Annotated in this window: 29 protein-coding genes and 1 riboswitch; of the genes, 7 read left to right on the top strand and 22 right to left on the bottom strand. The window is 54.7% G+C overall.

Annotated features, from left to right (window positions below; all coding sequences use genetic code 11):
• Genes NFU03_RS12605 through mnhG form a run of 3 tightly spaced genes read left to right on the top strand, consistent with a single transcriptional unit; the run spans nucleotide 1 to nucleotide 1,107 of the window.
• Nucleotides 1-480 (top strand): Na+/H+ antiporter subunit E, encoded by a 480-nt coding sequence (locus tag NFU03_RS12605; RefSeq protein ID WP_251639179.1) that lies wholly within the window; start codon nucleotides 1-3, stop codon nucleotides 478-480.
• A complete protein-coding gene (locus NFU03_RS12600; RefSeq protein ID WP_251639177.1) occupies nucleotides 477-758 on the top strand; it encodes a Na(+)/H(+) antiporter subunit F1 in 282 nt (93 codons plus the stop codon). The genes NFU03_RS12605 and NFU03_RS12600 overlap by 4 nt, the downstream gene beginning before the upstream one ends.
• Nucleotides 742-1,107, top strand: a complete 366-nt coding sequence (mnhG, locus tag NFU03_RS12595; RefSeq protein WP_251639175.1) for a monovalent cation/H(+) antiporter subunit G — start codon at nucleotides 742-744, stop codon at nucleotides 1,105-1,107. Before NFU03_RS12600 ends, mnhG begins: the two co-directional genes overlap by 17 nt.
• A gap of 53 nt (nucleotides 1,108-1,160) precedes the next feature.
• Here mnhG and NFU03_RS12590 read toward each other — a convergent pair whose 3' ends face one another.
• Together NFU03_RS12590 and NFU03_RS12585 are read right to left on the bottom strand one after the other, a co-directional pair.
• A complete protein-coding gene (locus tag NFU03_RS12590) occupies nucleotides 1,161-1,388 on the bottom strand; it encodes a hypothetical protein (protein ID WP_251639174.1) in 228 nt (75 codons plus the stop codon).
• A 54-nt stretch (nucleotides 1,389-1,442) separates the two neighbouring features.
• Nucleotides 1,443-2,978, bottom strand: a complete 1,536-nt coding sequence (locus tag NFU03_RS12585; RefSeq protein ID WP_251639172.1) for a leucyl aminopeptidase — start codon at nucleotides 2,976-2,978, stop codon at nucleotides 1,443-1,445.
• A 117-nt stretch (nucleotides 2,979-3,095) separates the two neighbouring features.
• Between NFU03_RS12585 and NFU03_RS12580 the strand changes: the two genes are divergently transcribed.
• Nucleotides 3,096-3,572 (top strand): divergent PAP2 family protein, encoded by a 477-nt coding sequence (locus NFU03_RS12580; protein WP_251639170.1) that lies wholly within the window; start codon nucleotides 3,096-3,098, stop codon nucleotides 3,570-3,572.
• Between the two features lie 38 nt (nucleotides 3,573-3,610).
• Here the strand turns inward: NFU03_RS12580 and NFU03_RS12575 are convergent, their stop codons facing one another.
• The 3 genes from NFU03_RS12575 to NFU03_RS12565 all read right to left on the bottom strand — a co-directional run bounded on the left by NFU03_RS12575 (nucleotide 3,611) and on the right by NFU03_RS12565 (nucleotide 5,944).
• The gene (locus NFU03_RS12575) at nucleotides 3,611-3,937 is read right to left on the bottom strand and encodes a YuiB family protein (protein ID WP_398290345.1); all 327 of its coding nucleotides are present in this window, start codon (nucleotides 3,935-3,937) and stop codon (nucleotides 3,611-3,613) included.
• Between the two features lie 148 nt (nucleotides 3,938-4,085).
• A complete protein-coding gene (locus NFU03_RS12570) occupies nucleotides 4,086-5,300 on the bottom strand; it encodes an NAD(P)/FAD-dependent oxidoreductase (RefSeq protein WP_251639166.1) in 1,215 nt (404 codons plus the stop codon).
• Nucleotides 5,301-5,578: 278 nt separating this feature from the next.
• Nucleotides 5,579-5,944, bottom strand: a complete 366-nt coding sequence (locus NFU03_RS12565) for a HesB/IscA family protein (RefSeq protein WP_251639165.1) — start codon at nucleotides 5,942-5,944, stop codon at nucleotides 5,579-5,581.
• A gap of 119 nt (nucleotides 5,945-6,063) precedes the next feature.
• Here NFU03_RS12565 and NFU03_RS12560 point away from each other — a divergent pair, with 119 nt between their 5' ends.
• Complete coding sequence (locus tag NFU03_RS12560; RefSeq protein WP_251639164.1) at nucleotides 6,064-6,741, top strand: DUF2225 domain-containing protein; 678 nt, start codon at nucleotides 6,064-6,066, stop codon at nucleotides 6,739-6,741.
• A gap of 49 nt (nucleotides 6,742-6,790) precedes the next feature.
• Here the strand turns inward: NFU03_RS12560 and NFU03_RS12555 are convergent, their stop codons facing one another.
• Entirely contained in the window at nucleotides 6,791-7,087 is a 297-nt protein-coding gene (locus NFU03_RS12555; protein ID WP_398290342.1) for a NifU family protein, read from the bottom strand.
• A gap of 23 nt (nucleotides 7,088-7,110) precedes the next feature.
• Between NFU03_RS12555 and NFU03_RS12550 the strand changes: the two genes are divergently transcribed.
• Nucleotides 7,111-7,440 carry a YuzD family protein gene (locus NFU03_RS12550; protein WP_251639163.1) on the top strand — a complete coding sequence of 110 codons (330 nt, stop codon included), beginning with the start codon at nucleotides 7,111-7,113 and terminating at the stop codon, nucleotides 7,438-7,440.
• A 273-nt stretch (nucleotides 7,441-7,713) separates the two neighbouring features.
• Here the strand turns inward: NFU03_RS12550 and NFU03_RS12545 are convergent, their stop codons facing one another.
• The gene (locus NFU03_RS12545; RefSeq protein WP_251639162.1) at nucleotides 7,714-8,778 is read right to left on the bottom strand and encodes an NAD(P)/FAD-dependent oxidoreductase; all 1,065 of its coding nucleotides are present in this window, start codon (nucleotides 8,776-8,778) and stop codon (nucleotides 7,714-7,716) included.
• Between the two features lie 140 nt (nucleotides 8,779-8,918).
• Between NFU03_RS12545 and NFU03_RS12540 the strand changes: the two genes are divergently transcribed.
• The gene (locus NFU03_RS12540) at nucleotides 8,919-9,155 is read left to right on the top strand and encodes a YuzB family protein (RefSeq protein ID WP_251639161.1); all 237 of its coding nucleotides are present in this window, start codon (nucleotides 8,919-8,921) and stop codon (nucleotides 9,153-9,155) included.
• Nucleotides 9,156-9,220: 65 nt separating this feature from the next.
• On the opposite strand, the gene NFU03_RS12535 is transcribed toward NFU03_RS12540, so the two are convergent.
• The 15 genes from NFU03_RS12535 to NFU03_RS12465 all read right to left on the bottom strand — a co-directional run bounded on the left by NFU03_RS12535 (nucleotide 9,221) and on the right by NFU03_RS12465 (nucleotide 23,541).
• Nucleotides 9,221-9,997 carry a TIGR01457 family HAD-type hydrolase gene (locus NFU03_RS12535; protein ID WP_251639160.1) on the bottom strand — a complete coding sequence of 259 codons (777 nt, stop codon included), beginning with the start codon at nucleotides 9,995-9,997 and terminating at the stop codon, nucleotides 9,221-9,223.
• Nucleotides 9,984-10,448: a type VII toxin-antitoxin system HepT family RNase toxin gene (gene hepT, locus NFU03_RS12530; RefSeq protein WP_251639159.1), complete on the bottom strand. Its 465-nt coding sequence runs from the start codon at nucleotides 10,446-10,448 to the stop codon at nucleotides 9,984-9,986. Before hepT ends, NFU03_RS12535 begins: the two co-directional genes overlap by 14 nt.
• An 88-nt stretch (nucleotides 10,449-10,536) precedes the next feature.
• Complete coding sequence (locus tag NFU03_RS12525) at nucleotides 10,537-10,902, bottom strand: YutD family protein (protein ID WP_251639157.1); 366 nt, start codon at nucleotides 10,900-10,902, stop codon at nucleotides 10,537-10,539.
• A gap of 6 nt (nucleotides 10,903-10,908) precedes the next feature.
• Nucleotides 10,909-11,832, bottom strand: a complete 924-nt coding sequence (lipA, locus tag NFU03_RS12520) for a lipoyl synthase (RefSeq protein ID WP_251639155.1) — start codon at nucleotides 11,830-11,832, stop codon at nucleotides 10,909-10,911.
• Between the two features lie 172 nt (nucleotides 11,833-12,004).
• Nucleotides 12,005-12,718 (bottom strand): ABC transporter ATP-binding protein, encoded by a 714-nt coding sequence (locus NFU03_RS12515; RefSeq protein WP_398290338.1) that lies wholly within the window; start codon nucleotides 12,716-12,718, stop codon nucleotides 12,005-12,007.
• Nucleotides 12,715-13,491, bottom strand: coding sequence for an ABC transporter ATP-binding protein (locus tag NFU03_RS12510; protein WP_251639152.1), 777 nt, complete (start codon nucleotides 13,489-13,491; stop codon nucleotides 12,715-12,717). Before NFU03_RS12510 ends, NFU03_RS12515 begins: the two co-directional genes overlap by 4 nt.
• Nucleotides 13,481-14,440: a branched-chain amino acid ABC transporter permease gene (locus NFU03_RS12505; protein ID WP_251639150.1), complete on the bottom strand. Its 960-nt coding sequence runs from the start codon at nucleotides 14,438-14,440 to the stop codon at nucleotides 13,481-13,483. Before NFU03_RS12505 ends, NFU03_RS12510 begins: the two co-directional genes overlap by 11 nt.
• 4 nt (nucleotides 14,441-14,444) lie before the next feature.
• Complete coding sequence (locus NFU03_RS12500; protein WP_251639149.1) at nucleotides 14,445-15,320, bottom strand: branched-chain amino acid ABC transporter permease; 876 nt, start codon at nucleotides 15,318-15,320, stop codon at nucleotides 14,445-14,447.
• A gap of 79 nt (nucleotides 15,321-15,399) precedes the next feature.
• Entirely contained in the window at nucleotides 15,400-16,587 is a 1,188-nt protein-coding gene (locus NFU03_RS12495) for an ABC transporter substrate-binding protein (RefSeq protein ID WP_251639147.1), read from the bottom strand.
• A 285-nt stretch (nucleotides 16,588-16,872) separates the two neighbouring features.
• Complete coding sequence (locus NFU03_RS12490; protein WP_251639145.1) at nucleotides 16,873-18,450, bottom strand: Na+/H+ antiporter NhaC family protein; 1,578 nt, start codon at nucleotides 18,448-18,450, stop codon at nucleotides 16,873-16,875.
• A gap of 128 nt (nucleotides 18,451-18,578) precedes the next feature.
• Nucleotides 18,579-18,757, bottom strand: a riboswitch (Lysine riboswitch).
• A gap of 54 nt (nucleotides 18,758-18,811) precedes the next feature.
• Entirely contained in the window at nucleotides 18,812-19,588 is a 777-nt protein-coding gene (gene yunB, locus NFU03_RS12485) for a sporulation protein YunB (protein ID WP_251639143.1), read from the bottom strand.
• A 57-nt stretch (nucleotides 19,589-19,645) separates the two neighbouring features.
• On the bottom strand, nucleotides 19,646-21,019 hold the full coding sequence (locus NFU03_RS12480) for a bifunctional metallophosphatase/5'-nucleotidase (RefSeq protein ID WP_251639141.1): 1,374 nt from the start codon (nucleotides 21,017-21,019) through the stop codon (nucleotides 19,646-19,648).
• Nucleotides 21,016-21,840 carry a sulfite exporter TauE/SafE family protein gene (locus NFU03_RS12475; protein WP_251639139.1) on the bottom strand — a complete coding sequence of 275 codons (825 nt, stop codon included), beginning with the start codon at nucleotides 21,838-21,840 and terminating at the stop codon, nucleotides 21,016-21,018. The genes NFU03_RS12480 and NFU03_RS12475 overlap by 4 nt, the downstream gene beginning before the upstream one ends.
• 2 nt (nucleotides 21,841-21,842) lie before the next feature.
• A complete protein-coding gene (locus tag NFU03_RS12470; protein ID WP_251639138.1) occupies nucleotides 21,843-22,703 on the bottom strand; it encodes a DUF72 domain-containing protein in 861 nt (286 codons plus the stop codon).
• Between the two features lie 124 nt (nucleotides 22,704-22,827).
• Entirely contained in the window at nucleotides 22,828-23,541 is a 714-nt protein-coding gene (locus NFU03_RS12465) for an N-acetylmuramoyl-L-alanine amidase family protein (protein ID WP_251639136.1), read from the bottom strand.
• Nucleotides 23,542-23,641: the final 100 nt, after the last annotated feature.

Genomic DNA, 23,641 nt, shown 5'->3' with positions numbered 1-23,641 from the left:
TTGGCATTTCAGATTCTGTTGAATTTCTTCATCGCAATCACGTGGGTGCTCATCACGGCGTCCTTCACTCCGTCGACTTTCGTGATCGGCTACCTTATCGGCGTGCTGCTCATCCTGCTCACCCGCCGGTTCTTCAGCCAGCGGCTCTATTTCTTCAGGTTGTGGGCGTGCATTAAACTGACACTCATCTTTTTCAAGGAACTCGTCCTGTCGAACATTTCCGTTGCGATGCTCGTGCTGAAACCGCACCTGCATCTGCAGCCGATGATCTTCGCCATGCCGACTGTGCTTGAAAAGGACTGGGAGATCACGCTGCTGTCGAGCCTGATCACCCTGACACCAGGCACGATCGTCGTGCATGTGTCGGACGATCAGCGGACACTGTATGTCCATGCAATCGACGTGGATGACGTCGATGAAGCGATCGAGTCGATACGGGATTCATTCGAAAAAGCGATACTGGAGGTGAGCCGGACATGAAACTCTTCATATGGATCAGCCTGATCATCATCTTCCTGTCGATGCTCGGCACGCTCATCAGGGTGTTCAAAGGACCGTCGACGCCCGACCGGCTCATCGCCCTCGATGGGATCGGCGTCATGCTCATCTCGATCATCGCCCTCCTGTCCATCGCTTTCGATACGATGTACTTCATCGATGTCATCCTGCTGATTGCGATTATGTCATTCATCGGCACGGTATCGTTCTCGAAATTCATCGAGAAAGGGGCGATCATCGACCGTGACTCTCATCGCTAATCTCATTATCGGATTCTTCATAGCAGCCGGTGTGTTCTTCACAGTTGTCACCGTCATCGGCATCCTGCGTCTGCCTGATGTGTATACGCGGGCGCATGCCGCGTCGAAAAGCGCCACACTCGGCGTGCTCGGCATCCTGATCGGCGTGTTCCTATATTTCTGGTGGATCAAAGGCCACTTCAGCATCCAGCTGCTGCTCGGCAGCGTGTTCCTGTTCATCACTTCCCCGGTCGGCGGCCATCTGATGAGCCGTGCCGCCTACATGTCCGGTGTGAAACCGACGGACCTGACAGTCGGCGATGATCTGGGAGATGCGATCGGCGAGCAGAAATCCCACGAAGACGACTAAAAATGCAGCGCCCTAATTGGGACGCTGCATTTTTCTTTTTATTGGATTTACCCTTACCAGTAGCCGTAAGGTGGGTAGTAGCTATACGGATAATACCCGTATGGCGGGTAGCCTCCGTATGGCGGATAGCCCCCATAGTTGCCCCCATAGCCGTATGGCTGGAATGCGTTGCCGATAAAACTTCCGACCAGACCTCCGAGGAATGGTGCGCCAAAGCCGTAACCGAATCCGCCGCCATCAAATCCTCTGCCGCCGTATCCTGAGTGTCGATAACGAGACATCGTCCTCCCCCTTTCCCAGTCATCTTATGCACTGGGCTTAACGGGAGGCGGGCGTCAGCCTACTTGCGGGCCGTCCTCCGTGCCTTCTGCCTCTTCCGCCAAGCGCTCGACGAACGTCGCGAGCGTGCGGGCCATGACCCCTGTTGCGCCTTTCGGTCCGAGATCATGCGCCGCATCCGCTTCAGATGTGCCCGCGATGTCAAGATGGATCCACGGTGTCTCCCCTGCGAATTCACCAACAAACCCACCGCCGAAGATCATATGGCCATCGCGGCCCGGTGAGTTGTTCAGGTCGGCCACTTCACTTTTGCGGAGACGTTTTTTATCGTTCTCCGTCAGCGGCAGCCGCCAGACGAATTCACCAGTTTCAAGTGTCGCCTGCATGAAGTCTTCGAAGAATGCTTCGTCATTTGTCAACGCACCGGTCTTGTCCTTGCCGAGCGCGACGATGACGCCGCCTGTCAAGGTGGCGACGTCGATTAGACAGTCTGCCCCCGACTGTTTCGCATACGTCACAGCATCCGCCAGAACGAGACGGCCTTCCGCATCGGTATTCAGCACTTCGATCGTCTTGCCCGACAGTGAAGTAATGACGTCGTCCGGTTTGAACGCATCGCCGGATACCATATTGTCCGTGGACGCGATGACAGCGATGACGTTTTTCGCAGGACGCAGTTCACCGATGATCTGCATCGCACCGAACACTGCAGCAGCGCCGCCCATGTCCCCTTTCATGCCGACCATGCCTTCTCTCGGTTTCAAGGAGTAGCCGCCCGTGTCATACGTGATCCCTTTGCCGACCAGACCGACGACATCCGTCCAGTCCTCACGGCCCCCTGCATATTTCAGGACGATGAGGCGCGGTTCTTCGACGGATCCTTTGTTGACCGCAAGGATCGCCCCCATGCCGAGTTCTTCCATCTCCTGCTTGCCGAGCACTTCAAGTTCGAAATCGTATTGCGCCGCAAGCTTTTCCGCATGCTCGGCCATTTTGACCGCTGTCAGGATGTTCGGCGGTGTATTGACGAGTGTCCGTGCTGAATTGACCGCTTCGGCATGCACAGCCCCGACTTCAGCAGCTGCTTTCAATTCGTCTTCGTCAGCTGAGCTGACCAGTTCGACCGTCTCAAAAGCGAAATCCTTTTCGTTCGAAGAGGTTTTGTAGTCATCAAACTGATAACTGCCGAGCAGGATGCCCTGCGCAGCGGCAAACGCAGCATCGTCCGCTTCGAGCGATTCTGTTGTGAACGAGTCGAGCCAGATGGAGATATTCTCTGCTTTCTGCCCCTTCAGTTCTTTCCCGACTTTTGCAAAAACTTCAAGCAGCAGTTGATCTGTCAGTTTCTTTGGAGCACCGAGTCCGGCGAACACGACTCGCTTAAATGATGCCTCTCCCATGACAGGAAGCTTCGTAATCGATTTCAAGTCTGTTTTCACGTCTCCTGCTTTCACCCAGTCCATCAGGCGGCCGCCGAAAACGTCTTCAAGGATCTCCCAGCCCTCTTTGTTCTCCGGATGCTCGGGAACCCCGACAACGATGACCTCCATGCCGGATTCCGTAATCTTCTTATCAACAATAGTGGTTTTCATTTGACTGCCTCCTCTTATTCATACATTCTAATTATATACCAGTTGAAGAGGAAACGAAAAAGGTTCTTCGGCTTCCGGACTAATTACTACCGACTATTTTTCTTGAGGAGTGCCTGCATGACTATCTTGACCAATGTTCCGCTGCTCGTGGCGCTGTTTGGAATCCTGTTCGCCCAGTTCGTGAAGATTCCGATCCATTTCCTGCTGACGCGTGAGCTCGACTGGAAGCTAATGACTTCGACGGGCGGCATGCCGAGTTCGCACTCGGCCGCGGTGACAGCACTGACGACTGCCATTGCATTTGAGCACGGGCTTGATTCCTCCATCTTCGCGGTCTCCGCCATCTTTGCTGTCATTGTCATGTTCGATGCGACAGGCATCCGGTACCAGGCCGGCCAGCAGGCGGTCATCATCAACGAGATGCGCCGCGATTTCCAGACGTTCGTCAGCGAGGCGAAAGACTGGGTGCAGAAAGACGAAGAACAGAAAATGCAGGAGCTGAAGACCCTTCTCGGCCACAAGCCGAATGAAGTCTTTGCCGGTGCTGTGACGGGTATCCTGATCTCCGTCATTACGTATACGCTCATCTTATGACAAAACGCCCGGGCAGATTAGCTGCCCGGGCGTTTTGGTTAAAACATCTGATAGCCCTGCTTGCGCAGAAGCTTGCTGACGATCCCTGAAATGATCGCACCGACCATCCCGCTCGACAGGATGACGACGTCGACCGTATGGAGCGCCATCAGTTTCTCACCGAGCAGGCTGAACGCGTGTCCCGGCTTCGTAATATATTCATAGGCCTTCACTTCATCGATGATCAGGATGACGACGATCGGGTAGATGACCGCCATGATCCATGACATGCGCAAAAGCATGTTGAGCAGAAACCCGATCCCAAAGAACATGACGATGAAGATGAGGACAGACAGGATGATCTCTGTAAGTGAAATTGTTCCCAAAGCGATGACCTCCATTTTCCTTAGTCCATTTTACCGGATACCGGCAGTGCTTACAACCGCTTAAGCAACTGTCATGAAGTTGTCGAAAAGAAAAGCGGCCGGCCGCTGGATTTATCCAACGGATCGGCCGCCTGCTGTTCTGCTAGTTTTACAAGAAGTCGAACTTCCCTTTTTTGATTGTCAATGGTGCGCCGCCGATCAGATACAGCGCCCGGTTGTCGACCATTTTTTTCATGAACGACGCTTTGGCACCTGTCATCTTCTTGCCGAAAGCGACGCCGATCGCGTCACTGGAGCCGAGCGAAGCGATGCTTCCCTTCAGATCCGGAACGAACGGGGATGTCGGCTGCTGCTTCATGAGGGCGATGATATTGTTTGCACACATATCCCCTTGCTGCATCGCGATCTGTGCTGTCGGCGGATACGGACGGTTCGCTTCTTCGTTGATCATCAGGGCGCAGTCTCCGACGATGAAAACGTCAGAGTAGCCAGGCGCACGCAAGTCTTTGTCAACCTTGACGCGGGCACGCATGTTTTCGATGCCCGTTTCTTCGATGAGACGATTGCCGCGCACACCTGCCGCCCAGACCACGGTCCCCGCTTCGATGAATTCAAATTCATCTTCGCCTTTCTTCAGCTTGACGCCTTCAGGAGTCGCCTCCACAACAGGCGTGCCGATCGAGAACTCGATTCCTTTCGACTTCAGCTGGCGGACAGCATAATCCACAAGTTCAGGATCGAAGCCCGGCAGTACCATCGGCGCCGCCTCGACGCAAAGCACTTTCACTTTGTCAGCGGGCACGTCGAACTCTTCGCAGAGCTTCGGAATCCGGTCACCGAGCTCCCCGAGGAACTCGATACCGGTGAACCCTGCTCCGCCGACGATGATCGTCAGTCGGCTGTCGGCTTTCACGTCTTCCGTCGACCATGTCGCGAACTGGTACTCAATATGCTCGCGGATCTGACGGGCTGCGTTAACATTCGCGATCGATAGGGCGTATTTGTCGAGCCCCGGGATGCCGAACGTCTCCCCTTCAAAGCCGAGAGCGATGACGAGATAGTCGTACGTGAAGTCCCCGGCAGTCGTGCCGACAGTCTTACCATTGACATCGATGGAGCGGACTTCCGCTTTGACGAATGTCACTTTGTCTTTCTTGATGACCCGGCTGATGTCGTAGCGCACTTGCTCAGGGCTCAATGTCCCAGCAGCAGCTTCGTGCAGCCATGTCGATTCGTAATGATAGTCATTCTTGTTGACGAGGATGACTTCAGCTTCGTCCGTACCGAGTGATTTCTGGAGATTCACAACAGTCGACAAGCCGCCATATCCGGCGCCTAAAACTAGGATTGTAGGTCTTTTCACGGCAATCGGTTCCACCTTTACTTGTATGATGTGCCGGCTTGCAAAAATCACAAGACCCCTACAATCCAGCACGGTGCATTTCTTTTTCCTCATATATCGTAGCCTGTTTGTCCCGGTAATACAATAGCTGTTTCGGAATCTAGCGATTGCTGTCGAAATAACTTCATCCCGGCTTCACACGGCAGGAAGGAACTAGGGGATTAAGGCGGCGCAGACGGCAAAACCCCCTCTGCCGTTTACGGGCGGAGGGGGTTTCAGCTGATGGGTGCTTTTTGATCTCAGTCACAGTTTGCAGGAGTGCCGGCTTTCTTCGCAGTCCTGAACGACGTACCGCAGCCGCATGCAGCGATGGCGTTCGGGTTCTCGATCGTGAACCCGCCGCCCATGAGCGACTCTTTGTAGTCGATCTGTGTACCAGCGAGGATGTCGGTGTCTTCCGACGATACGACAACCCGGATACCGTGCAGATCCAGCACCTGATCCGTATCGTGCTGTTCCTTATCGAACCCCATGCCGTACGTCAGTCCGCTGCAGCCCCCGCCATTGACGGACACCCGGAGGAACGAACCCTGTTCCCCGTTATGCTCCATCATTTCCTTGACGTGATATGCAGCAGATTCTGATAAGCTGAGTAATTGTGTCATGCAATCTCCTCCTATACGTTTATCTAGTATACCAATCTGAAAATTTTCAATCCACCGAAAGCCCTTTGTCCTGCGCGGTTTGCTATACTATAGAAGAATGGACGAAAGGATGATGCGCGATGGAAGTGACTCCGCTTTACGATAAAAAGATGACGTGCCTGAACTGCAGCGAGCACTTCACGACGACGAAAGTGCGGTCCCGTTTCGCACGGGTGGCGTCAACGGACACCGACTTCAAACCGAACTATAAAGACCCCGCTGTCAACCCGCTCTACTACAATATCGCCGTCTGCCCGGCATGCGGCTTCTCCTTCACCGACGACTTCGCCCCGTATTTCGCGCCAGGCACGAAAGAGCAGATCGCGTCGGTCATCTCTTCAGGCTGGCAGCCGAGATCACTCGGCGGTGAACGGTCGTTCGTCGAAGCGATCGAGGCGTACAAACTCGGTTATTTAAGCGCCATGATGAAGAAAGAGAAGGCGCTCACCACTGCGGGAATCGCCGTCCGGACCGCCTGGCTGTACCGGGTAGCCGGCAGCCGGGAAGAGGAACAGCGCTTCCTGATGCTCGCGCGGAACCTGTACGAAGAGGCCTATTCGAACGACGACCATACCGGCACCCAGATGTCGGAAGCCCGCGTCCTGTACATGGTGGCAGAACTCTCCTACCGAATCGGCGACCGCGAGAAAGCGATCCAATATTTCTCACGTATCATCGAATCACAGCGGACGTCGACCGAACCGCAGCTGATCGAAATGACAAAAGAACGGTGGCAGGAAATCCGGGAACAAACGTAAAACAGGAACGAGCCGGCTTGGCTCATTCCTGTCAAGCCGGATCGGCTGCTTAGAACACTTGCTCCACTTCGACGACACCGGGCACTTCTTCGAGAAGGGCACGTTCGATGCCGGCCTTCAATGTGATCGTCGAGCTCGGGCACGTACCGCACGCTCCGAGGAGACGCAGCTTGACGATGCCATCCTCCACATCGATCAGCTCACAGTCACCGCCGTCCCGCAATAGGAACGGACGCAATTTATTCAGCACTTCTTGGACGGATTCGTTCATAGTTGCTTCTGTCATTGGTTGTAAACTCCCCTTTCCTTTATATTTATTATAAACTGGATCACAAAAAAAATCCATTAAAGAATCAGGAGGCGTTGTTGATGAACGCGAAAGACGTAGTTGTTGAAGTATACGGGGCGGACGTGGTGTGTGCAAGCTGTGTGAACGCACCGACATCAAAAGACACATTCGAGTGGCTCGACGCGGCTATCCAGCGGAAGTACCCCGACCACCCGTTCGAGATCGTCTACGTGGATATCGAGTCGGAGCCGGCCGATGACCGACAGCGCAGCGTTGCGGAAATGGTGAAGAATGATGAATACTTTTATCCGCTCGTGCTGATCAATGAGGAAGTGGTCGGCGAAGGGTACATCCAGCTGAAGCCGGTGTTCGCGGAGCTGGAGAAGCATGGGTTCACAGCTGCCGGCTGAGTGATAATCGCTATTTGATAAATGAGAACAAGCGCAGCGCGCCCCGGGGGCGTGCTGCGCTTGTTTTTGCTGGTTGGCGCGGGCGGTTTATGAGCGTTTTTTGCGGGTTATGAGCGCTTTTTTGGATTTATGAGCGCTTTTCGGGATTTATGAGCGCTTTTCCTGTTTTATGAGCGTGTTTCCTGTTTTATGAGCGTTTTCTGGGATTTATGAGCGCTTTCCGGAATATATGAGCGTTTCTCCAGTTTTATGTGCACTCCCCCGCAAATCCACTCAACCGTTGTGCCATTTATACATCCACAGCACGCCTGATTTAAGGAGGCGGGCGATCCGGCCGGTGACGGTGCGGTCGGCGAGGTAGGCGAAGCCTTGTTTCTTGCCGAGCGAGCCCATGAATCCTTTCAGCTTGATGTCGGGCATCGTTTCAGGCAGTTTTTCGTCGTTCCACGTATGGCGAAGGACAGTGACGATCTGTTCCGCCTGCCCTTCCGCGAGCTGTGCGCTCGGTGCGTGCGGCAGCGAGGCGATATCGCCGACTGCGTATACTTCTTCGTGGCCGGGAATCTGATGATACTGGTTCAGCACGACACGGTGGCTCTTGTCTTTCTCGACGTCGAGTTCCCGGACGACTTTTGTCGGCTGGATGCCGGCTGTCCAGACGACTGCGTCGACCTCCATCTGGTCTTCATGGTTGTAGATCCGGTTCCCTTCGACTTTAGTGATATTGGAACTCGCAATGACATCGACGTCATTTTTGTCAAACCAGGTTTTGATGTAGTTACTCAGGCGTTCCGGGAAGTCGCGCAAAATGCGCGGACCGCGGTCGAACAGTTTGATGTTCAGATCGGAACGGCTTTCACGCAGTTCGCTTGCGAGCTCGATGCCGCTCAGCCCGGCGCCGACGATTGCGACCGTCGCACCGCTGTTCAAGTTCAGCAGTTTCTTGTACGTTTCGCGTGACTGGCCGATTGTCTGGATGCTGAATGTGTGTTCAGCTGCCCCCGGTACGCTGTGGTAATTGTCCTCGCAGCCGAGTCCGATGACGAGTTGATCGTAGGCGACTTTCCTGCCGTCCGTCAGCAGGATGCACCGCTCGTCGATTTCAATTGCGGCGATCTCCCCTTCGACGACTTTCAGCCTTTCATGCGCCGGAAGTGCGACACGGACGTCACTGTCCGGAACTGTTCCCGATGCGAGTGCGTAAAATTCGGTTTTCAAACTGTGGAAGGCTGTCCTGTCGACGAGCGTCACTTCCACGTCTGCCGGGAGGTTGCCCAAGATGCGATTCATGATTCTCATATTGCCGTAGCCGGCGCCTAACAGTACTAGTTTTTTCATGATAGTCTCCTTTTTCCTTAGAGATTTCCGTCGATTCCTCATTCACGAGTATATCAGTTTGTGACTTCCTTCACAATAAGCGATAGCCTTTGACGGCTGTCGAAAAAAAGAGTACGATCGTGTAAGGTGAGGTGATGGGTGTGAACCCGATAGTGGAGTTTTGCATCAGCAATTTGGCGAATGGCTCGCAGGAAACACTGGAGGCGCTTGAAAAAGACCCGAATCTGGACGTGCTCGAGTATGGATGTCTCAGTTATTGTACGCTGTGTGCCGAGTCGCTGTATGCACTTGTGAATGGTGAAGTTGTCGAAGGGGAGACCCCGGATGAGCTGACTGCCAATATATATCAGTTCATTGAAGAGAATCCCCTCTTTTAATAGCAGCAAACGGCTGAGCGCCCTGATCGGATATCCGACCGGGGCGCTCAGCTATTTTTTACGGGTCACCCGTCGAGCTGATCTTTCCACTCAGCGAGCGTCCGGAACGCATAGGTCGGTGTGTCCGTCTTGGCAAGGAGCTGTTCCCGCGAAGTGACGCCGCCTTCGAGATGGATCGTGTCGATGCCGTACCGGATTCCGGAGAGGATATCGGTGTCATAGTTATCGCCGATCATGATCATCTCTTCTTTCCGGGCACCGCTCTGCCGGCGGATATAGTCGAGCATGTACGGTTCAGGTTTCCCGACGATGACAGGGTCCGACCCCGTAGAAGCCTTCACAAGTTCGACGAATGCCCCGTTGCCCGGCACGAGTCCCTCTTCTCCCGGAACAGCCAGATCGCCGTTCGTCGCAACGAACTTGGCGCCTGCCCGGATCGACAGGCAGGCCTGTGCAAGTTTGCCATAGGTGATTGAGCGGTCGATCCCCATGACGACCACGTCGCCGCGGCTGTCCGTCAGCTTGAGACCCGCTTCGTGCAGTGCTTCCTTCAGCCCTGCTTCCCCGATAAGCTGGACGGTGAAGCCGCTGAACTGCTGCGCGCAGAAATCAGCGGCTGCTATGGCGGAAGTCATAACATGCGTTTCACTGGTCTTAATTCCGAAGCCGCCAAGCTTTCGGACGACTTCCGCCCGCGTATGGGACGAATTATTCGTGATGAAATACGGTTTGATGCCGTCTGCTTGGAGGGATTTCAGGAAGTCGACTGACTCACGGATCGGCTCGCTTCCTTTGTACACCGTCCCATCCAGGTCGAGGCAGATTGTTTTATAACGTTTCACGGGATGATTCCTCCGGAAGAAAGGCAGAAACGGGACCGAGTTCGTTTTCAAGATAGGTCAAGACACGTTCCGGGAAACGCTCCAGCGCCGGCAGGCACTTTGTCATCGTCTTTTCAGTTTCCGCCAGATCGACAGCTGCAAAATCTCGGACGAGCATCTTGCGTAGGCCGATCATCTCTTTCAGCGGCTGGTCCATATCCATAGCTATCACCTGTTCGTCGGTCATGATATCGATGATGTCATCGTAACTTCCGGGATCCCGCATGATGAAGCCGTCGATCATCGAATTGCCGACGTCGATGACGGACTCGATCACACTCTGGGCGGTCCGCTCGAGTGCGAGCTGCTTCACAAAGTTCTCCTGCCAGTTGTGCTCCGACTTGAATTGAGCCAGCAGCTCTTCCATATAGGCGAGTGTGTCACTGATTTTCTTCCGGTCGATAAAGTACATGGCGTTTCCTCCTCAAATTGACTTCTGCGTTCCCTCCATAGCAAACAGGCGCCGAAGAATGATATCCCGGGCGCCCATCCTGCTGGCGTTATGACGATTTCCTGTTTTTTTCGGCAGGCTCATTCTCCGGCTTGCCGTCCGGTGTGTTAGGTTCCTGCTCCTTCTTCGCTTTCCCGATTTTCTTCAGAACGAAGTGGGCACAGCCGAAATTGCAGTATTCATACAGATAGTCCTGCAATGTGCTGATTTTGGTTTCATAGGTGGCTTTCGAGTTACGGTCATCGAAGAAGCCTTTCAGCCGCAGCTGTCCGTATCCCCAATCGCCGACGATATAATCGTATTTCAATAGGATTTCACTGTAACGGCTCAGCAATGCTTCGCTGTTGAACCCATCCCGGTAATTGACGATCAGGTCGAAATCCGTCTGTTCCAATGTAATCCGCTGCTCTGTCATGTTGACTCAGCCTTTCACCGTCAAGGACTCGAGTTCCTCTTCACCTTTTCGCTGCCGTTCCTTCGCCGCACTGTTCACCTGTTCGTCAGCATGATAGCTCGAACGGACGAGCGGGCCCGACTGGCAATGCGAAAAGCCTTTGCTCATTGCAATTTCAAAGAGTTCCTTGAATTCCTTAGGCGTATAATATTTTTGCACAGCCAGATGCTTTTTCGTCGGCTGCAAGTATTGTCCGATCGTCATGATGTCTACATCGTTCGCACGCAGGTCATCCATCGTTTCGATGATCTCTTCCCACGTTTCGCCGACTCCGAGCATGATGGAGGACTTCGTCGGGATGTCCGGCTGAAGTTCCTTCGCACGGCGCAGCAGCTCCAGCGAGCGGTCATACTTCGCACGCGCCCGGACTCTCGGCGTCATACGTCTGACGGTTTCGATGTTATGGTTCAAAATGTCTGGTCTCGCATCCATCAGCCGCTCGATGTTGTCGAAGTCGCCGCCCATGTCGGAAGGCAGGACCTCCACTGTCGTGAATGGGTTCTTCCTGCGGATCGCCCGGATCGTCTCTGCGAAGATGCCGGAGCCTCCGTCTTTCTGATCGTCCCGCGCAACCGCCGTGACGACGACGTGCTTCAAGTTCATGAGCGCGACGGAATCGGCCACCCGTTCCGGCTCCGCCAGATCGAGTTCGGTCGGCAATCCGGTCTTCACGGCACAAAAACGGCAGGCGCGCGTGCATGTATCCCCAAGGATCATGAATGTAGCGGTACGCCGCTCCCCCCAGCACTCGTGGATGTTCGGACAGCGTGCTTCCTCACAGACGGTATGAAGGTTCTTCTCCCGCATGAGTTTCTTCAGATCGGTATAGTTTTCGTTCGTGTTCAGTTTGATTTTCAGCCAGTCCGGTTTCCGGATGTGCTCCTTCTTCATTCCCGCCCCAGGTGTGCAAGACATCAGCAGATCGACTCCATTCTATTTAAACGTTTGCAAATTTCCCTCTTCCCCTAATGTATCACACTCTCCCACACCGGACAACATAGCGGCCGGCTGTTTTCAGGCAATTGAAAAGCGCCCCATCACGAGGCGCCTCCAATAGTATTCATCAATGCCCGCCGAGGTAGGCATCTTTCACTTCGTCACTCGACTGCAGTTCGGCTGCCGAGCCGGAAAGGATGACGCGTCCTGTCTCGATGACATATCCGCGATCCGCGATGGATAGCGCCAGGTGGGCGTTCTGTTCCACGAGCAGGATCGTCGTACCCGCTTCGTTAATATCTTTCACGGTTTCGAAAATTGTCTTTACCATAAGCGGGGCAAGCCCCATTGACGGTTCGTCGAGCAGCAGCAATTTGGGACGGGCCATGATTGCTCTCCCCATGGCCAGCATCTGCTGCTCCCCTCCGGAAAGTGTTCCTGCTGACTGTTTGCGACGTTCGTATAAACGAGGGAAGATGTCATACACTTTTTTGAAATCCTTCGAGATCTCAGCTTTATCTTTCCGCAGGAACGCTCCTAGTTCAATGTTCTCTTCTACGGACATTTCCGCGAAGACGCGACGCCCTTCCGGCACTTGGGACACGCCCATCTTGACGATCGACTGGGCCGGCTTCCCCTGGATCGGCGAACCGGCATAGGAAATCGTCCCCTGTTTCGGCTTCAGGAGGCCGGAGACGGTTTTGAGCAGCGTGCTCTTGCCGGCTCCGTTCGCGCCAATCAGCGTGACGATCTCCCCTTCGTTCACTTCAAGCGAGACGCCCTTCAATGCATGGATGCTGCCGTAGTAGACGTTCAGATCTTGGATGCTCAGCACACTCATACGATTTCCTCCCCTAAATACGCCTCGATGACCTTCGGATTGTTGCGGATCTCTTCCGGGTTCCCTTCTGCGAGCAGGACACCGTGATCGAGTACGTAGATCCGTTCGCAGATGCCCATGACGAGATTCATATCGTGTTCGATCAGCAAGATCGTCAGTCCGAACTCTTTGCGGATGAAGGCGATCAGGTCCATGAGCTCTTTCGTCTCGAACGGATTCATTCCAGCCGCTGGTTCATCCAGCAGGAGAAGCTGCGGATCCGCTGCGAGCGCCCGGGCGATTTCAAGGCGGCGCTGTTTGCCGTACGGCAGGTTTTTCGCGGTCTCGTCCTTATATTTGTCGAGCTCGAAAATCTTCAGGAATTCCAGCGCCTTCTCTTCCATCTCATGCTCACTTTTGAAGTAGGGAGGCAGGCGCAGCACGGCGCTCAGCACAGAGTCTTTCGCAAGTGAATGATAGGCCACTTTCACATTATCGAGCACGGACAGTTCGTCGAACAGCCGGATGTTCTGGAAGGTCCGGCTCATGCCGAGACGCGTCACTTTGAATGGCGGCAGTCCGTTGATCTTCTTCCCGTCGAAGAAGATCTCCCCTTCCGTCGGTACGTAGACACCTGTCAGCAAGTTGAAGCTCGTCGTCTTGCCGGCGCCGTTCGGACCGATCAGCCCGACCAGCTCTCCCTTATGGATTTTCATGCTGAATCCGGAGACGGCTTTCAGTCCGCCGAACTGGATCCCTGTGTTCTGTACGTCCAGCAATACGTCACTGCTCATGCTGTCTTCCCCCTTTCGGCCGCATCCACATCTTCAAGTAATCGGTGAATTCCATCTTGCCCATGAGCCCTTTCGGACGGTAGAGCATGACGATGATGAGGACAAGGCTGTACAAGATCATACGGGTTTCCGGATAATCCTGAAGGAATGTAGAAACGATCGTCAGCAGGATTGTCGCGACAATCGCCCCTGACAGACTGCCGAGACCGCCGAGGACGACGTAGATCAGAATGTCGATGGATTTCAGGAAACCGAAGTTCGCCGGCTGGATGATATAGAAGTTATGGGCATAGAGCGCACCGGCGATTCCTGCGAAGAAGGAGCCGATTGCGAATGCCAGCACTTTATAATACGTTGTGTTGATGCCCATCGCATCTGCTGCGATCTCATTTTCCCGTACGGCGATGCACGCTCTGCCGTGGCGGGAGTTCGTGAAGTTCACGATGACGAGGATGGTCACGAACAGGCAGACGAACGTATACGTCCACGTCGTCAGGTGGGCCACCTGCATACCTGCGGCGCCGCCGACGTAGTCGATGTTCAGGAAGATGATACGGATGATTTCCGCGAACCCAAGTGTCGCGATCGCCAGATAATCACCGCGCAGGCGCAGCGTCGGAATCCCGACAATCAGTCCTGCGAGGGCGGCTGCAAGTCCGGCAATGACAATCGATGCAGCGAACGGCAGCTCGAGCTTCATCGTCATGATGGCGGATACATAGGCACCGACTGCGAGGAACCCCGCGTGTCCGAGCGAGAACTGCCCGGTGATCCCGATCACCAAGTGCAGGCTGACGGCAAGCATGATATTGATCGCCATGAAGATGAGTGTATTCGAATAGAAATTATTCAAAATCCCGCTGCTGATCATCACTTGAACAACAACGTAGACAGCAATTGCCAATACGGCGAACACCCAGAATTGCTTCGACTTTTTCATCATTCCCATTCACCTACACTTTCTCTCTCGTGTTTTTGCCGAATAGACCCGCTGGTTTGAATATCAGGATCAGGATGAGGATGATGAAGGCTGCAGCATCGCGCCAGAGCGAACCGCCCAGCGCGCTGACGACCGTCTCCACGACTCCGAGGACAAGTCCCCCTGCCATCGCTCCCGGGATGATGCCGATTCCGCCAAGAACTGCAGCAACAAATGCTTTCAGCCCCGGGATGACCCCCATGAGCGGGTCGATTTTCGTATAGTAGATTCCAAAGATGACACCCGCCGCCCCGGCGAGCGCCGAACCGATCGCGAATGTCGCGGAAATCGTATTGTCGACATTGATGCCCATCAGTTTTGCGGCTTCCGCGTCATAGGAAACGGCCCGCATCGCTTTTCCGATCTTCGTCTTATGTACGATGAACTGAAGTACAATCATCAGAAAGACGGAAATGGACAAAATCAAGATCGCCTGACTGCTGATCTGCGCACCGAAAAGATTGAACGTCTTGTTCGCCAATACTTCCGGGTATGCAGCCGGCTGGGCTCCGCGGAAATAGATGACACCGTTCTGGATGAGCAGTGAAACACCGATCGCTGTGATCAGAGCGGCGATCCTCGTCGCATTCCGCAGCCGCTTATAGGCGATGCGTTCGATCAGGACACCGATGACGGCACAGACGGCCATCGACAGCAGAAGAGCCGGCACGAAGCCGAGTCCCCAGCCTGCAATCGAAAGATAGCCGATGAATGCACCGATCATGAACACCTCGCCGTGCGCGAAGTTGATGAGTTTAATAATTCCGTAGACCATCGTATAGCCGAGTGCGATCAGTGCGTAAATACTGCCGAGAGAAATGCCGTTGACAAGCTGTTGTATCCAATCCATGAAGTTCCCCCCTTATGACTCTCTGGCATTAGTGCATGAAAAGAAGGCGGGAGAGAGTTCCCCCGCCCCTCCCATGAAATTACGGATTCACCTTCGTATTGAACACTTGCTCGCCGTCCTTGTACTCGAGGATCGTAGCAGACTTGATCGGGTGATGGTTTTCGTCAACCGAATAAGTCCCTGTTACGAGATTGAGTCCATCCGTCTCTGCCAGTGCGTCTTTGATCTTTGTGGAGTCCGTGCTGCCTGCACGTTCGATTGCATCCTTCAGCAAGTAGACCGTGTCATAGCCAAGTGCGTTGAACGCGTCCGGCGATTTGCCGTATTTGTCTTTGAACTTGTCGTTGAATGCCTTTACAGCACCGTCCGGGTCATCAGCCGAGTAGTGGTTCGTCGTATACGTATTGTTCAGTGCGTCCGCGCCTGCCAGATCCAGGAGAATCGGGGAATCCCATCCGTCCGCCCCCATGAGCGGCACGTCGATGCCCATTTCACGCGCCTGCTTGACGATGAGGCCGACCTCTTCGTAATACCCCGGGATGAAGATGAATTCCGGCTTCGCTGACTTGATGCGCGTCAGTGTGGAGCGGAAGTCCGAGTCTTTCGCGATATAGGATTCTTCAGCGACGACTTTCCCGCCTGCTTTCTCGAAATCCTTTTTGAATGAAGAAGCAAGACCTTTCGAGTAATCACTTGCGTTGTCTGAGAAGATGGCGACATTTTTGACGCCGAGGTCATTTGCAGCGAAGTTAGCAGCAACTGTCCCTTGGAAAGGATCGATGAATGACGTACGGAAGACGTATTCGTTCACTTCGCCCTTGTCATTGACCGTCACTGTCGGGCTCGTGCCGGACGGACTGATGATCGGTGTCTTGTTGTCGTTCGCGATCTGTGCCTGGGCAACCGTCGCTCCGCTCGTCGCGGCGCCGATGATCGCTGCGACATTTTCCTGCGTCGTCAGTTTGATCGCAGCGTTCGTCGCTTCGGCAGCATCGGATTTATTGTCGATCTTGATGATTTTGATCTTTTTGCCGTCGATTCCGCCGTCGTCGTTGATTTCATCGACAGCGAGCTGGATGCCATCAGCCTCGGATGTACCGTACGATGCGACAGCGCCGGATAATTCGAGGTTGACCCCGATCTTGATATCCCCGTCTCCTCCTTTTGAACCAGATGACTCATCTTTCCCGCCTTCTGAACAGCCGGCCAGGAGACCGACGCCAATCGTCATTGCTGCCAGTAAACTCCATGCTCGTTTGAATTTCATTTCTCTTCCCCCTTAGTTCTACTATTCTGAAATTTTGACAGAAAGGACAGCGTAAGGCGGATCAGCGAGTTTCGCTCCCGTTCTTTTCTTTCTGTAACTCTATTCTAAAACAAACTTCTAATTCAGTCTATACAAATTTTCATAATGTTATTACTAGAACGTCGAATCGTTGATATACCGCCATCCGTCCACTCTGGATATTGGGAACTATTTCTAATTTCCTATAAAATGTGGCTGGTCGCAAAGAAAAAAAGGTATTCTCCCACAACTATGGGAGAATACCTTTCACTCTGCTGCTGCAGCGGCAGTTTTCCGTGCAAGCCGCATATTCCAGAACGTGAAGAGTGCAGCCAGAATCACCGCTACACCCGCAAGTCCGATCCATACGGAACCGGTCAGCCCGAGGATGATGTAGCCACCTGCCGAAATTCCGGCAGCGATCAGTGCGTACGGCAGCTGGGTGGCTACGTGATCGATGTGGTTGCTTCCCGCTCCGGTCGACGACAGGATCGTCGTATCGGAGATCGGTGAACAGTGGTCGCCGAAGACTGCTCCTGCAAGGACGGCGGCCAGGGCAGGCAGCAGGTGTTCAGGTGCTGCATTCACCATGATCGTCCCGGCGATCGGCAGGAGGATCCCGAACGATCCCCAAGAGGTCCCTGTCGAGAAGGCCATCAGCCCTGCCAGCACGAACAGCACGACCGGCAGGAATCCGACCGGAATGTTCGATTTCGAGACGGCTTCCGATAAGAACAGACCCGTCTCCAGCAGATCGATCAGGTGCGTCAGGGACCAGGCGAGGATGAGGATCAGGACAGCCGGCAGCATCGCTTTCACGCCGCTGACGAACGCCCGGCCGATCAGTCCTGCGGAAGCTGTGTCATTTACCCGGAACTGCATCGCGTAGAGGATTACTGCGGCGAGTGTGCCGGCAGCTCCTCCGAAGACGAGTGACAGCGGGACGTCCGTGTTTTCGAAGATCGTCCATAAGTTCAGTTCGCCGCCGATCCGGTAGCCGGTCACGATCATGGCAGCAAGTGTGACCCCGACAAGCGTGACGATCGGGACGACGAGATCCCGGACATGACCATGCTTATGTTCAGGGAATTCGTCTTTCAGCTGGCCCGGAATCTCTTTTTCCGGGTCGAACAGCTGGCCAGTTTCACTTGCCCGCTTTTCGTGGTCTTTCATCGCAAAGAAATCAACGTCCGTCCAGGCGAAGAAGAAGACCATGGCGAGAGTCGCCAATGCATAGAAATTCATCGGTGCCATGAGCAGGAACGCACTGAGCGGCGAATAGTTCACCGCGGAAGTCGTCGCCAGGATGATCGCGAGCTGTCCGATCAGGAAGGCCCCCCAGCTCGATACCGGGGAGATGACGCAGACCGGTGCGGATGTCGAGTCGATGAAGTATGCGAGTTTTGCCCGTGATATGTTGTGCCTGTCGGTGATCGGGCGCGCAATCTGGCCGACCGCCAGCGCATTGAAGTAATCATCCACGAAAATCAGGATGCCGACAGCCGCTGTCAGCAGTTTGGCACTCCGTTTCGTCTTGATGCGGGTGACCGCCCATTCGGCGAATGCCCGACTGCCGCCGGACAGACTGACGAGTGCCGTGATGACACCGAGGAATAGGATGAAGACCATGATATAGATGTTATATGTGTTGAGCGCGCCATCATCCCAGAACGAGACGGCGAGTGCCTTTCCGAGTTGAACCACTGTCTCCCCGGGTGCAAACGACGCAACGAGCAGCGCTGCTGACAGGATGCCGGCGCTGAGGGACAGCAGCACCCGTTTCGTCGTCAGCACCATGACAATTGCGATGACGGGGGGTAAAATCGAGAGCCAAGTACCAATCATTCCATTTTCCTCCTTTTTATCAGGGATCGAGGGATACAAAAAGCCGGCACCCGTTTCACTTTGAAAAGTGTACCGGGCACCGGCTGTCTACATGTCATTGGTTTGATAAACAAGTTCGTTATCCAACTGACGATTGTAGCTCATCACGGACTGTACAAATCCCGTGACAGTGCCATTCCTGTTCGAAATGACCCCAGCTGTGCGGAGACGACCTCCATCCAGCTTCGGCAGAACTTCCTTTTTCACATGGTCTTCGACGTCACTCTCGCATGTGATACTCATAAGCTATGCAGCCTCTACCCTATCGATTCTGTTCTTACCTTTACAGGATAGCAGATGCTGAATGATTATGCAAGGCAGCTTACGGCTCATTCGTTTCACCCGTCTGACTGAGCGGCACTTCGATATTGGCCGGGCTCTGCCCCCCTTTCGTATAGATTTGCGGCACGACACCCTGGATGATGCCGATCGCGACCGGGAAGGAATGCTCCACCGTACTTTGTTTTGTCGCGACTGGAATAATGATCTGCACGTTGACGGTCAGGTTGATATTCACCTCCATGTAGACGTTGTTAATGCCGTATTCGGTGATTTTCGTATCGATATCGCCATGGACGTCACCGACTATATGGAAACGGATCGGGATTTTCGGCCCAAGGTTTCCGAGCAGCGGTATGCCGGCGACCTGGCCGATCGGCACGAAGAAGACGACACCGCCGTGTTTCTCCATCTCTTCAGTATCGAACTCCAGTACATCACTGTCCGGCAGCATGGCCAGATCACCGGATTCAGCCCGTTCCAGATGGTTTTCGACAAGTTCATGGATTTCCGCCATCACCTGGCTGATCTTCTCGGCATCGACTTTCATTGTGACGGTTTCCTTCGAATCATTCGGGATATTGACGAGCACATCATTGACATCGAGTACGCTGTCGGACCGCGACTGGATCGCCTGACTGATGACGTGTGCTGCAATCTTGCGTGTCTCCACTTCTGCATACCGCATATAAAGAGGTGTTAACTTTATATTCAAATAGTAAAAACTTCCGGCAATCGTGATAAGGAGTGCTGGTATCAGTAGTTTGAGCCACCTCCTTTTGGATTTCCGCTGTTTCGGAGCTTGTGTATGGAATCGCAAAAAAGCAGCACCTCCCCTTCCTAACCATATGAAGGGGAAGTGCTGCCTATGAGTCTGTCAGCGCGGCAGCTGTCTGCCGTACCAGCCTGCGATATCGCGGATCAATTCCGGCACGAGGTAGTCGATCGTTTCATATTTCATATTCGGATAGAAGAATCCGAAGGTGAACATGTCGAGTGTAGCGAGCCGGTAGCGTTTCTGCATACCGACCCGCTCCTCTCCGATATGAAGGATCCCGTCTTCCATGTGCAGATTCACCGGGATCATGACGCCCATCAGCGTGCCCCTGAACCCGAGACCCCGGACTTCGGTGCGGGCCCAGTCGGGATTTTGGGAGATCCGGTAATAGTCGAGCAGTGACCGCCCTGTGATTGTAAGGACACATGCATTGATGGGGTGGGGCAGGACGCTGTGCAGGTCCCGCAGTGTGACATCGCCTCCCGGCAGGCTGCCGAGGAACAGGCCTGCATTGAACAGCCCGCAGTCCGCGTCCGTATAGGTGAGGAGGGCCTGCCCGAAGAAATCAGACAGTGCGCTCGTTCCGAATAAGTTCTGGCCGAGCGTGCGGGGCAGATGGAAGGCCGTCCGCTCGAGAAGGCGTTCTCCCTCAGCGAGCTTCCGGCTGAATGCCTCCTCCGTTTCCGAATCTGCTTCCAGCTCGCCTGCCGGGATGACAGATGCTGTCCTGCCGGTAATCCGCCCGTCCTCCACCGAGATGCAGACACGGCCGACATACTGACCGAACTTGCCGGTCGCAGCCAGCAGCGTATCGCCTTCCCATTCGCCTTGGACGAACAGGTGGTGGGTATGTGCTCCAAGGATAAGATCGATATCGTTCGTTTCGTCTGCAAGCAGCCGGTCCTCACGGACGCCGAGATGGGACAGGCAGATGACGACGTCCGACGTCTTGCGCAGCCGGGCAGCAAGATTTATCAGGATGGCACGCGGTTCCCGGATCGTCCAGCCGAGTTTCGTGTAGAATGCTTCATAGACAGCTGTCGCGGCGATCACTGCGACGGTGACGCCGTGCTCCGTCACATATTGCTTGTACGGAACGGCCCAGTCAGGTGAAGTGCCGTCCGCTTCCGCCAGGTTCGCCACGATGACGTCGAACTCCGCGCCGCTGTACAGCCGCTCCAAGTCCTCCTTCGGCAGTGTGATCCCTTCGTTGTTGCCGATCGTCACCGCGTCGTATTGCGCCGCGTTCAGCAGCTCCGTATTCCCTCTCCCGGCTGTCGCTTCCGTGAACGGGTGCGAGCGGTCCACGAAATCCCCGAGATCGAAGACGAAGACAGCATCTCCCGCCTGCTCGTGTTCCTGTCGCTTTCCGGTCAAGTACTGCTGGATGCCCGGCCAGTTCTCAAAGTGGCTGTGCACGTCATTCGTATGGTAGATATGGATGGTTTCCGTTTTCCGTGAGATCGCGATCATCCCCATATTCCGTCTATGATTGAATTGACACCGAACAGCAGGAGCAGCACCCGGAGTACGATGACAAGCGTTTCCGAACTCATCTTCTTGTTCAGCATCGATCCGACTGTGCCGCCGATATAGGCACCCGGGATGACTGCGAGCGAGTAGAGCCATGGCACATGCCCGAGGTAGATGTGAGTACCTGAGTTGATGAGCGCTGACAGGAATACCATCAGCATCGACGTGCCGACCGCCACGTGCGGCGGGAACAGGAACAGCAGGATCATGCCGGGCACGAGCATCGCGCCGCCGCCGATTCCGAAGAGTCCTGACGTCAGGCCGATGAAGAACGTGAACAGCAGGGCGAACCAGATCGGATACCCGTACACATGGTTTTCACCCTGCGGATCGGTGAACGTGATCTGCTTCCCATGATCGACGAACCAGCGTATCGGCTTCAAATATTTATTGACAAGCAAAAGAGCTGCCAGGAAGATCAGCAACAGCCCGAAATAGATATTGAATGAACTCAAATCGAGTCCTCTGTTGAAGAAAGCGCCGATGATCGTCCCCGGGATGCTCCCCGCGAAAAAGATGAGACCGCTCCGGTAGTCGACGGTCTTCGCCTTCAGATGATACATCGTCGACGACAGGCCGTTGAACACCATCATGATGACCGACATGCCGACAACCGTCTGCGGCGTCACATGCGGGATCCAGCCGAGGTCGATGCCGACGAGCAGCGTCACCGGGACGAAGATCGTGCCGCCGCCGAGGCCGACGAGTGAGCCGACGACGCCGGACAGCATACCGATTGCGATCAGTAATACATATTCCATTATTATTCCTCCTCAAAGATGTCGAGCTGTTTCGGAGCCAGATCTTCAAAGGAGAGATTCAGCAACTTCTGGAACCGTTTCGCGTTCTCAGCGGCATGGCCGCCTGAATTGTTGTTGAAGATGACAGCGACGTATTCCGCATTCTCTGCAGCCTGATTGACGGCTGCTTTGACTTCTTCCAGTTCCTGATCATTGTAATCATACAAATAGCGGATTTTCCGCCAGTTCTCCCGGCTGCCGCCCGGATTCTTCCAGCCGGCTAGATTGCGGCCGTGGAGACGGACCATCGCTTTGGCAGAGTTCGTCACCCGGGGGATGAACGGCACACTGCCCGCACCCGCCTGAGGCTCGTCGGCAATGACATGGATCAGCCCGTTGTCGCTCAGGAACTGAAAAGTCTTCTCCCGAAGCGGTTCCGAGTACCAGGTCTGGTTCCGGAACTCGACGGCGATATCGAAACCTTCGAGCTGCCTGCATATGTATCGTATTTCCTCGACGTTCTCTTTGACACAGTCGAACCATGGCGGGAACTGCACGAGGATCATCGACAGCTTGTCCGCTTCCTGCAGCGGCTGCAGCGACAGCCGGAACAGCTGGAACATCTCCTCTTTCGATTCGTACGGCAGTTCGCCGCGCAGATGCCCGGTCATCCCCTGATATGCTTTCACGATGAAACTGAAGTGATCCGGCGTCTCCCGTATCCACTTGCGGATATTGCGTTCCGGCTGGATCGCATAGAAAGTCGAGTCCAATTCCACGATCGGGAAATGGGAGCTGTAGTCGATCAGTTTCTCTTTCGCGGTCGAGGTCGGCGCATACACATCGGGATGGTCGCCCCAGCCTGTCAAGCCTATTTCTATCATATGGATCCCTCCGTTCCTTGTACACGTTACGTACCCTTATCATAACATAGTTAAGCAGCCTTCATGGCGTGTCTGCTTCCATGCAAAACACGCGCCCGGCAAGGGTTCCGCCGGGCGCGTGCTGTCAATTCCCTTCCTTCACATAGACCGTCCAGCCGAACTGCTGCCTCAGCTTTGCGGCGGCATTATCAGCACTCCGGCGGTCCGGGAATGTCCCTGTCGCAAGCCGGAATTGCTTCCCCGGCTGTCCTGCCGGCACGGCTGCATCCGGCTGCCGCTTCGTCAGGCCGAACCACGCCGCGATGGCCGAGGCTGCAGCAACGCCCTGTGCCTGCAGCCGGGCCGGATCACGGAGAGCACGGATATCCGTCCGAGAATCCATGAAGCCGCCCTCGATGAGCACTGCCGGCATATGCGTCTCCCGCAGGACGTGCAGGTTCCTCTTCTTCACGCCACGATCCCGCAAGCCCATCGCGCGGACGATTGCCGGCTGGAGGATCCGCGCAAGATCAGCAGACTTCGGGTTCGCCCGCCGGGCATCCAGCGTGAACGTTTCGGTCCCGCCCCAATCCCCCCACGCACCCGTGTTGGCATTATGATGAAACGACACGAACAGATCCGCGTTCCATGCATTCGCCCGGTCCGTACGCTCCTGCAGCGGCACATCCCGGCGTCCGGACGGATCATCGGTGCGAAGGATACGGACATCCTTGAATGCGGCAAGCGCAGCCTCCGCTGCAAGCAGCACCGTATTGTTGAAGGCCCACTCGGGTTCCCCGTCCGGTGTCCGTTTCCCCGGTGTACCGAGTCCGTGCCCGGCGTCCAGTACGATTTTCATGACTGCCTCTCCCCTTCCTCTGTTTCCCTTCATCCAGTAGATAGGCTTGGAAAAGCGGAAAGCGGACAATATAAAAAAACCCGTACGCAGCGTGCACGTA

This window comes from Sporosarcina sp. NCCP-2716 (genome assembly GCF_023707985.1).
Taxonomy (GTDB): Bacteria; Bacillota; Bacilli; order Bacillales_A; family Planococcaceae; genus Sporosarcina.
The sequence above is the reverse complement of the archived record's forward strand: the minus strand, read 5'-3'. Positions and strand labels throughout refer to the sequence as shown.

Coding starts and splice junctions, on each gene's coding strand:
- NFU03_RS12600 (WP_251639177.1), top strand. CDS start 477: ATGAAACTCTTCATATGGATCAGCCTGATCATCATCTTCCTGTCGATG.
- NFU03_RS12495 (WP_251639147.1), bottom strand. CDS start 16,587: ATGAAATTCAAACGAGCATGGAGTTTACTGGCAGCAATGACGATTGGC.
- NFU03_RS12475 (WP_251639139.1), bottom strand. CDS start 21,840: ATGGAATATGTATTACTGATCGCAATCGGTATGCTGTCCGGCGTCGTC.
- NFU03_RS12515 (WP_398290338.1), bottom strand. CDS start 12,718: ATGAGTGTGCTGAGCATCCAAGATCTGAACGTCTACTACGGCAGCATC.
- NFU03_RS12555 (WP_398290342.1), bottom strand. CDS start 7,087: ATGGATTTTTTTTGTGATCCAGTTTATAATAAATATAAAGGAAAGGGG.
- NFU03_RS12470 (WP_251639138.1), bottom strand. CDS start 22,703: ATGATAGAAATAGGCTTGACAGGCTGGGGCGACCATCCCGATGTGTAT.
- NFU03_RS12500 (WP_251639149.1), bottom strand. CDS start 15,320: ATGGATTGGATACAACAGCTTGTCAACGGCATTTCTCTCGGCAGTATT.
- NFU03_RS12465 (WP_251639136.1), bottom strand. CDS start 23,541: ATGAAAATCGTACTGGACGCCGGGCACGGACTCGGTACACCGGGGAAA.
- NFU03_RS12545 (WP_251639162.1), bottom strand. CDS start 8,778: ATGAAAAAACTAGTACTGTTAGGCGCCGGCTACGGCAATATGAGAATC.
- NFU03_RS12550 (WP_251639163.1), top strand. CDS start 7,111: ATGAACGCGAAAGACGTAGTTGTTGAAGTATACGGGGCGGACGTGGTG.
- NFU03_RS12585 (WP_251639172.1), bottom strand. CDS start 2,978: ATGAAAACCACTATTGTTGATAAGAAGATTACGGAATCCGGCATGGAG.
- NFU03_RS12560 (WP_251639164.1), top strand. CDS start 6,064: ATGGAAGTGACTCCGCTTTACGATAAAAAGATGACGTGCCTGAACTGC.
- hepT (WP_251639159.1), bottom strand. CDS start 10,448: ATGTACTTTATCGACCGGAAGAAAATCAGTGACACACTCGCCTATATG.
- NFU03_RS12565 (WP_251639165.1), bottom strand. CDS start 5,944: ATGACACAATTACTCAGCTTATCAGAATCTGCTGCATATCACGTCAAG.
- NFU03_RS12580 (WP_251639170.1), top strand. CDS start 3,096: ATGACTATCTTGACCAATGTTCCGCTGCTCGTGGCGCTGTTTGGAATC.
- NFU03_RS12510 (WP_251639152.1), bottom strand. CDS start 13,491: ATGAGCAGTGACGTATTGCTGGACGTACAGAACACAGGGATCCAGTTC.
- NFU03_RS12525 (WP_251639157.1), bottom strand. CDS start 10,902: ATGACAGAGCAGCGGATTACATTGGAACAGACGGATTTCGACCTGATC.
- lipA (WP_251639155.1), bottom strand. CDS start 11,832: ATGAAGAAGGAGCACATCCGGAAACCGGACTGGCTGAAAATCAAACTG.
- NFU03_RS12490 (WP_251639145.1), bottom strand. CDS start 18,450: ATGATTGGTACTTGGCTCTCGATTTTACCCCCCGTCATCGCAATTGTC.
- NFU03_RS12480 (WP_251639141.1), bottom strand. CDS start 21,019: ATGATCGCGATCTCACGGAAAACGGAAACCATCCATATCTACCATACG.
- NFU03_RS12505 (WP_251639150.1), bottom strand. CDS start 14,440: ATGGGAATGATGAAAAAGTCGAAGCAATTCTGGGTGTTCGCCGTATTG.
- NFU03_RS12590 (WP_251639174.1), bottom strand. CDS start 1,388: ATGTCTCGTTATCGACACTCAGGATACGGCGGCAGAGGATTTGATGGC.